This is a genomic window from Algibacillus agarilyticus, from assembly GCF_003286125.1.
Lineage (GTDB): Bacteria > Pseudomonadota > Gammaproteobacteria > Enterobacterales > Alteromonadaceae > Algibacillus > Algibacillus agarilyticus.
On the sequence record NZ_QMED01000010.1, the window covers coordinates 155,435 to 163,778 of the forward strand.

An 8,344-nucleotide genomic window follows, 5' to 3' on the forward strand; every position below is an offset into this window, starting at 1 on the left:
CTTATATTCAAAGTCATAATAGAGCGCACTAGTTTATACGCAATCGATTATTAATTACATCCCGTTCTGGCGCATATCGTTTCTATCTTTCATACTCAAAGCGCAGTCATATTTAAATCGCGGTAAAATAAGAATTCACAGAGACACCAACCTAGGGTATCGAATTGTTCAATCTCAAATACTACGGCACATTATTATTGATACTTCTTGGCTACATAAGCCAGGTAGCCGCGTTTGAAGTTGTGATCGCCGCGACGCCTTATCAACAAGAAAAATACCAAGCCTTTTTAAACGGACGCGATTGCCAAGAGATCGATAGCTACATTGGTGAAAATGCATTTCGGATCACACTTGAAATCGCCATACTGTGTAAAGCGCTGCATTATGGTGGCTTACCGGCAAAAATTAAATTTAAATCAGCGCCAAACTACTCCAGAGGATTACTCGAAGTCAAAAAAGGCAATGTCGTTATGTCCGCCGCAACCACTTGGGCAGACGAAATAGACGAAACTATTTTATATAAATCCGAGCCGTTATTTGCATCAAGAGAATTCGTTAAAGGTTTTTTTACCACGCCCGCATTAAAGCAAGAAATTGAAATCAAGATAGCGCACGCCGCTAACATGCAAAAAACGCCCTTATCCGTTTTACAAGCATACCCTTTTTTATCTAACAACTTATGGAAACAAGATTGGGCAATGCTAAAAGCACTTAACCTACCCGCAGCAACCACCATGAGCATAAACAAAAGTATTTGCAAAATAATAGAAGCCGAACGAGCCAGTTTATATTTAGGTGAATTAGTGATGATAGGCCAAAGCCAGCTTGGCTTTCCTTGCGATAATATTCAACTTGTTCCGATTGATGGTTTCAAGGTCGCGTTTCATCAATCTCGCCATTATGCCGTGTCTAAAAGACACCCCAACGGCAAGTTAGTTTATACGGCACTGCAAATCGGCATACAAGAAATGCGTAAATCCGGTGAAATAGCCAGTGCACAATATCCAGAGAAATCAAAAAAATTGACCCTTGAAAGCTGGGTTGATTTAAGTCCAAATCCCAAACGTAAAAAAAACCAATAACGCATAACATTATTGGCTTTTTATTTGAGTTTTTGCTGCTAAAGCTAAAATAATTAATTAAAAGCTCAGCGTTAAAATCTATAGCGTTTTAACGTACTCGACTAACGCTTTACGCTTTTCTGCCGTGATAGGCTTAAATTTATACGTTAAAATATTACCTTTTTCATCACGTTTAACACCGTTTTCATCCCAAGCTATCATAGGTGTTATGCCCGCTGCATACTCATGACCTGAATTTAAATTACCCGGTAAATGCGTATCAAATACGAACAAATCCGGATAATTCGCTTTTGATTTTTTAACAAACCCAACATTAACCGCATCAAATTCACGTGTACCGACTGTAAATGAATTAGAACGACAATTGACACCTTCTTTAGGTGTTTCTTGCTTTTGGTTATGACAAGTTGGCATAAATAACTCGGTTAAATTAACCACCGAGCCATTATGTAAAAATGGTGCGGTTGCCCATACCCCATTTAAAGGGCGGCCTTTATAAGCCATTAAGTTACTACGGTTACCCACCTCTAAATCAACATGCCGCTCAGTATCACTAATCGGGTTACTGGTGTTGGCCGAAAAAATTAATTTAATTGTATCCCACGTTCGATGTAAGAAGTTTTCATCCGGGTCGCCCGTCGTAATCACACTCGCAACCGTCGAGCTCAGTGCCCCTACAACTGGCACTTCTTTAGGTGAACTACCACACATGCCGACGCCATCATTTAATAAATAACCGGCATCACCACAATATTGAGCCGCGTTATTCATCATTTGCGGATCGGTGCCTAAATAGGGATAACTGGTAAATTGAGTAATTAATTTTCGGTCAACGCTTTTACGCTCTTCATGGCTAATCGGCTCATGACAAGCCGCACATTGGTATTCTTTATAAACCTGCTTACCTTTGGCTGCTAAATTTTGATCAATAGGCGGGAGTATTTTTTTATCCACGGCATCTTGCCAAGTAGGCGACCAAAGCGTTAGTAATCGACGTTCTAAATTCTCTAAGTTGATTTTATCGGCTGACGACACATACTGGTTTTTACCCGGTTCTAATGTAAATGTTGCAAATACCCCTAGCACTTCGCCCACATTGCGCCCCAACGGTCCCAAACGAACTAAACCCGCGGTTGCCGCTCCGTTATCACCAATGCCATTCCACTGCACAAAATCTTGATATGGTGCATCCCACAAAAATGGATAACTCACAGGCGCATTAGCCGAGTTACGGTTCTCTTTATCATCAGGCGTTAAGTGCGATAACACACGGTTAAATATACGCCCAAACGCATCTAAACGTGCATAACCATATTCAATCGGTTGATCCATATTTTCAGAATAGTTAGTGGTATTGTAATCTTTAATGGTGGTGTGGTCAGTCGCGACTTGCGCTTTAACTTCATCAACTGTTTTGTTGGCACGTTGCGCTAAACGTTCTAACTTAATCTCATCGTTAAGCGTGCTATTTAAAGAGCTTTGTAAGCTATTTAAAAATAAATCCATGTTGGCCATAGTTGGGCCGCCATCAATACGCATACCGGTACCATTGAAGTCGATTTGTCCTGTATGGCAGGCCGCACAAGTAAAGCCTACGTATTCTTTACCTTTGTATACATCTTTAACAAATCCAACGGGTAACCCATCAGGGTTATTTTCTGTCGGCTTTTGCGCTAAATACCTAAAACGTTTCACATTCGCATCACCACTAAATAATTTAATGTTATTAGCCGCGCTTTTTTCATCTTCTAAGTTCAAATAAAGCCAGTACGAGATCAAATCAGAACCTTGTGTGGTGGTATAAAACCATTCACTGTCTTCGGCACTCCAACCTTGGTCTAGGTAGGCAATTTTTTGCGTATTATCACCAAATAAATCATTAGTTGTGGTTTGAGCCCCACGATCGGCTGGTACACTAACCAATGCACTACAACCGCCTAACGCAGTTAAAGCTAATAAGGTAAATACACTCTTTTTTATAAACGGTTTAATAAAAGGGAGCTGGGCGTGTTTCATATCATTTCCGTGTCTATTTTTATAATCTTTAACAGAAACTCTGTTTAGATTTTTGTCATTCGAAGGGTTTATAACGTTTTATTTAAAGTAATAAAAACATAGCCCACTCTAACACCCCTCTCAATAGAAGTTAATTGTTTTGTAATGTGAAAATGATATGAATATGTAATCACGTAAACTTGCTTAATTAATTAAGCGCGTTAAAATTACCTTATAATTATATTCGCTAACTCGTTAATTTATATGTCTAAACCGCGCTTGGTTTTTGTTATGCTAGCTTGCTTTATTATAAGCAATTTAGTGCTGCCGTTTTCTGCAGCTATACAAACGCAGCAAGCACAGGCCTATCAAAATGACGACCTTGTGCTGATATGTACAGGCAACAAGATCAAGTGGCTTTCACTTTCGGCAACCCAAGCGCAAGGCCACTTTGTGTATGTTGATGCGCCAACCGATGCGCCCAGCAATTTACATCAAATAGACTGTAGCTGGGGTTTATTAGCCGAGCCTGCCTATCAAGACACACAGCAATTACAAACAACGCTGCAGTTAGTCGCTTATAAAGCCTTATTACTCAATCATTACCAACAACCCTATACCACGTTTGCTTATCAAACAGCTGAATCACGCGCCCCACCCACTTTTTCTGTTTAACTTCATTTAATCTTTGTTAAATACATCGCGATAACTCCCATAACACTTTTATAAGCCTTTGTTGGCTATAATAAGTGTATGACTTGCGCTTGTATTTAACGTTTTGACTCTTTTTAAACGGAATAATACGGATGTCTTTTTCATCTAAAGCAGGGTTCACGCCTGCCAATTTAATGTTACTAAGCGCTATTTGTGGTTTTAGCTCAGTCAGTTATGCACAAACACAAGAATCAACAATGCAAGATCCTATCGATAACATCGTGGTTACGGGCACACGCGAGGCTCAATCAAAACAAGATGTTGCAGAATCGATTGCACTATTAAACCAGCAGCAACTGGCCGAAATAGGAGCATCACATCCTTCTGAGGCGTTAAATCGCTTACCCGGAGTGTATATTAATAATCTAGGTGGCGAAGGGCATATGTCGTCAATTCGTCAGCCTATCACGACCTCAGCGGTGTATTTATTTTTAGAAGATGGCTTGCCTATTCGCCCAACGGGCTTTTTTAATCACAATGCATTGTATGAAATCAACATGCCACAAGCAGGCCGCTTAGAAGTCGTTAAAGGCCCTGGTTCAGCACTTTATGGCAGCGATGCTATTGGTGGTGTAATTAACGTTTTAACCGCTAAATCACCCACCGATAACTTGCTAAAAGCCAATGTAGAGCAAGGACAAAATCAATGGCAACGCGCTTTATTAACTGCCGGCTCATCGCTTAACAACGATCACGCCGCTCGCGTAGATATTAATTTAACGCGTAACGACGGGTACCGTGAAGAAGCGGATTATCAGCGTCATTCTCTTACCGCTAGATTAGATAGCGAGCTAAGTAACAAGGTTACCGCTAAAACATTATTAAGTCTGTCAGCGATCCAACAGAGTGGCGTATCTTCATTAACTGAAACACAATATCATGCTCGTTCAAGTATCAACACGTATCATAACGATGTGGCTTATCGCAACGTAAATGCCTTACGTTTGTCCAGTGAGTTTTCATGGTTTATCGATGATCAGCGTTTGCTCACCGCTGTCCCTTATTACCGTAATAACAGCATGGAAATGATGCCAAGTTGGATGATTAGCTACGATCCCAATCGTCGTGATTATCAATTTGAATCGTACGGTATGATGCTTAAATATCGCCAACACTTTGAAAATTCCAGCATCATTGTCGGGTTAGACAGCGATATAACACCATCCAATTACCTTGAAGACAAAATAACGCTCACACAACAAGATAGCATTTACACCGACTATCAAACAACAGGAACCAGCAACTACGATTTTTCAAGCACCCAAAAATCAATTTCTCCCTACCTACACACCGATTGGGCACTAGGCAGCCAATGGAGAATGACCGCAGGCGTTAGATACGATAAATTCTCGGTTGATTATACTAACAACCTCACGGTTCAAGCTGAAGACCCAAGTCATTTAAGGCCTGACTCACAAACCAAAAGCTATCAACATATCAGCCCTAAATGGAGTTTAATCCATCAATTTTCAGACCAACATATGGCTTATTTAAACTATCGTAATGCTTTTGTTGCACCGTCTATCGGCAGTTTATTTAGACCGGGTAGCTCGCAAGGCAGCATTGATTTACAACCGACCGAAGCTAACAGCTACGAAGTAGGCTTAAGAGGCCAACTCAATAACAATTGGCTTTACAAAGATGGGCTATACGAACTCGCTCTTTACGACCTGCAAAAATCAAACGACATTGTTAGCATTATTAACGGCAACGATCGCACCGTCACCAATGCAGGCCAAAGCCGTCATTTAGGTTTTGAAGCCGCACTGCAAGGTAAGTTTAATGAGCAATTAGCCTTCTCGACATCAATCGCGTTAACCAATCAATACTACGAAGATTTCGCCTATTTATTTCAATGTTTCTCAAGTGCTTGTGGCGGCTTCAAAAAAGAGAACCGTAATTATGCCGGTTTTAAAGTCGGTAAAGCCCCCGAAAAACTCGCTAACCTCACCTTAACCTACACACCAAGTTGGTTAGCGGGGAGTCGCACCGAGCTAGAATACCAACATGTTGGCGCTTACTACACCGACGAAACCAATACACAAAGCTACTCAGGCCATAACCTGCTCAACTTGCGATCACATTATGCAATCAATGAAAATTGGCAAGTGCATATAAGAATCATCAACCTAACCGATCGCCTTTACAGTGCTTATACAAGCAATCAAGTCGGCAGTTCAGATCTGACTTATCGCTCAGGCTTACCTAGAACCTTATACGTGGGACTAACATGGCAGCTATAAAAAATAAAATGAATCGCACGGCAAACTGGGCTCATCAATTTTTTGTATGGCCCGCCGCATTTGCTTGTTTATGCTGGCTTATATCAGGTTTTTTGCATCCGCTCATGACATGGATAGGGCCACAACCCATAAAATACAGAGCGCCCGCAGTGCAAATGGTCAACTACCAAGCCGAACAAACAGCTAAGCTCATCCAAAAACAGCAAGATGCCTTACTTATCAAGCTAGTCGCGAGTGAAAAAGGTGCCTTGTTGCAAGTCACTCAACAAGCCGATCAACCGCGGGCTTATTATCAATTAGATACCGGCAAGCCCGTTCTTAATCAAGATGAAAAACAAGCTCGATGGTTGGCCAGTTATTACACCGGCATTGCAGCGACCGAACAAATGCAGGTTGATTATTTAACCGAATACACCGCTGAATACCCTTGGGTGAACCGACTTTTACCGGTATACCGTGTCGCCTTTAACGACGACGAACAACATGTCGCTTTTATTTATACCGAAACCAACGCACTCGCCGGTTTAAACAACACGACGCGTACCTTATTGCAAAGCACGTTTAGAGCGTTGCACACCTGGAATTGGTTAGAGCCACTTGGTTTTATCAGAGTGCTTATTATTGGTTACTTAATGATCGCGCTATTCGCCATGAGTGCATCTGGGTTTATTTATTTAATAACCCGTGCATGGCGCAGAATGCCTAGCAATAATAAATGGCACCGAGCAACGGCCTATGCCGTTACGTTGCCATTATTTATGTGGTCGTTTAGTGGATTTTATCATTTGTTAAAAGCGGAATATGCGAATAGCCAAGTCGGGGTTAGCTTAACCACGCCATTGCAATTGCAACACGTTTCAGCAACCGCGTTGCAGCAAGTGCTAAGCCAAATACAGCAACAAATACACAAAGGTGCAGACAAAGATGCACACATAGATGTACATAAAGGTACAGACGAAAAAAAGCATAAAAAAGCTATCAATGGCTTAGCGATTTTAAATAGCCCAAGCGGCCCTATTTTACGCTTATCTTATCAAGCCGACCTACCTAAAAACGCCAACAAAAATCATAAATATAAGGGTTTAAACAGCGAAGCCACGGTAGCCTACTTTGATGCAACAACTGGCCACGCGCTCTCCACCTTCAATGATAAAGACTATGCGATTTGGTTAGCTAAAACATACCGCCCTGATGCATCAAAAGCGCAAACCAATAACAATGAGATAATTGCAGAACAGGTGAGACATTTTGGTATGGGTTACGACTTTAGGAATAAACGCTTGCCGGTTTGGCGAGTGACACTAAACGATGCTCAAAAAAGCCAACTGTTTATCGATACGCAAAGTGGCGTACTAGCCGATCACAACAACGCCAGCAGTCGACTTGAATCATTGTCTTTTTCAATGTTACATAAATGGGGATTTTTAGTTCCGCTAACCGGTCGCACCCAACGTGATTATATTATGGTATTTTTTCTCGGTTTAGCCTTTGTGCTCACCGTATTTGGTTTACGTTTAAAGCTCAATGGCCGCAAAAAAGTAAAACGCTAACGCTAAAAAATCATGCTAAATGCACACATTAAATAGCACACGCTAAATGAAATGGATAACCATTGGGCGTGTGCTATTTAATATTTTACGTCAATTCATACAAAACATGCCGTTAAATAAAATATAATCAGCCTAACTAAACGCGATTAATTACGCCACGCATAACTAAATTTAGAAAACACACGACGGTCATTAATTTCTAACGCATCCAGCATAGGCTCGTTTGCTCCCTGGTCTGAATAACCAAGATAAAACAAACTTTCGGCATTAAATTTATAAGAGAAAACCAATTGATTGCCAATTGTTTTTTTAGCCGCATAAATATCATTGTCCGGGTTATTATCATAATTAGCACGATACAACGCCGTGTTTCGATCAACCTGAGTATATTGACTAATCAGCTTAAGTTGCATTTTGGTATTAAATTGATAACTAATTCGCACATCATTTTGTGTGGCCTTAAATATATTACCGGCATCAAATGCGCGCCATTGGCCCTCAATTAAATGCTGAGTACGCTCGGCATTTATCGCTCGATATTCATGTGAAAATTTAATATTTAACTGAGAACCTAAATATAAATCAGCTTCGGCTTTAACCCGTTGTAGCTGGCCTCGTTGCTCATTATGGTAATCAATAGCATCACCTTTTGTTGCCAAAAAAGTCAGCTTAACATCCGATATCGGTTGAAATTTTGCATTAAGATTAACCTGATTTAACTTAAAATACGTTTGGGTATCACTAAAGCCATCGATTAACC

5 protein-coding genes and 1 pseudogene are annotated in these 8,344 nt (G+C 40.8%); 4 read left to right on the plus strand and 2 right to left on the minus strand.

The window, feature by feature from the left end:
- Positions 1-164: 164 nt before the first annotated feature.
- Complete coding sequence (locus DPX34_RS10270) at positions 165-1,082, plus strand: hypothetical protein (protein WP_111978336.1); 918 nt, start codon at positions 165-167, stop codon at positions 1,080-1,082.
- Positions 1,083-1,160: 78 nt separating this feature from the next.
- On the opposite strand, the gene DPX34_RS10275 is transcribed toward DPX34_RS10270, so the two are convergent.
- Positions 1,161-3,098: a di-heme-cytochrome C peroxidase gene (locus DPX34_RS10275; RefSeq protein ID WP_111978337.1), complete on the minus strand. Its 1,938-nt coding sequence runs from the start codon at positions 3,096-3,098 to the stop codon at positions 1,161-1,163.
- Between the two features lie 243 nt (positions 3,099-3,341).
- Here DPX34_RS10275 and DPX34_RS10280 point away from each other — a divergent pair, with 243 nt between their 5' ends.
- The 3 genes from DPX34_RS10280 to DPX34_RS10290 all read left to right on the plus strand — a co-directional run bounded on the left by DPX34_RS10280 (position 3,342) and on the right by DPX34_RS10290 (position 7,584).
- A complete protein-coding gene (locus tag DPX34_RS10280) occupies positions 3,342-3,752 on the plus strand; it encodes a hypothetical protein (protein WP_111978338.1) in 411 nt (136 codons plus the stop codon).
- Positions 3,753-3,883: 131 nt separating this feature from the next.
- Positions 3,884-6,034 carry a TonB-dependent receptor gene (locus tag DPX34_RS10285; protein ID WP_232824706.1) on the plus strand — a complete coding sequence of 717 codons (2,151 nt, stop codon included), beginning with the start codon at positions 3,884-3,886 and terminating at the stop codon, positions 6,032-6,034.
- On the plus strand, positions 6,022-7,584 hold the full coding sequence (locus DPX34_RS10290; RefSeq protein WP_111978339.1) for a PepSY domain-containing protein: 1,563 nt from the start codon (positions 6,022-6,024) through the stop codon (positions 7,582-7,584). The genes DPX34_RS10285 and DPX34_RS10290 overlap by 13 nt, the downstream gene beginning before the upstream one ends.
- Positions 7,585-7,730: 146 nt before the next feature.
- Here DPX34_RS10290 and DPX34_RS10295 read toward each other — a convergent pair.
- Positions 7,731-8,344 (minus strand): annotated as a pseudogene (locus tag DPX34_RS10295) (hypothetical protein); the annotation flags it as partial.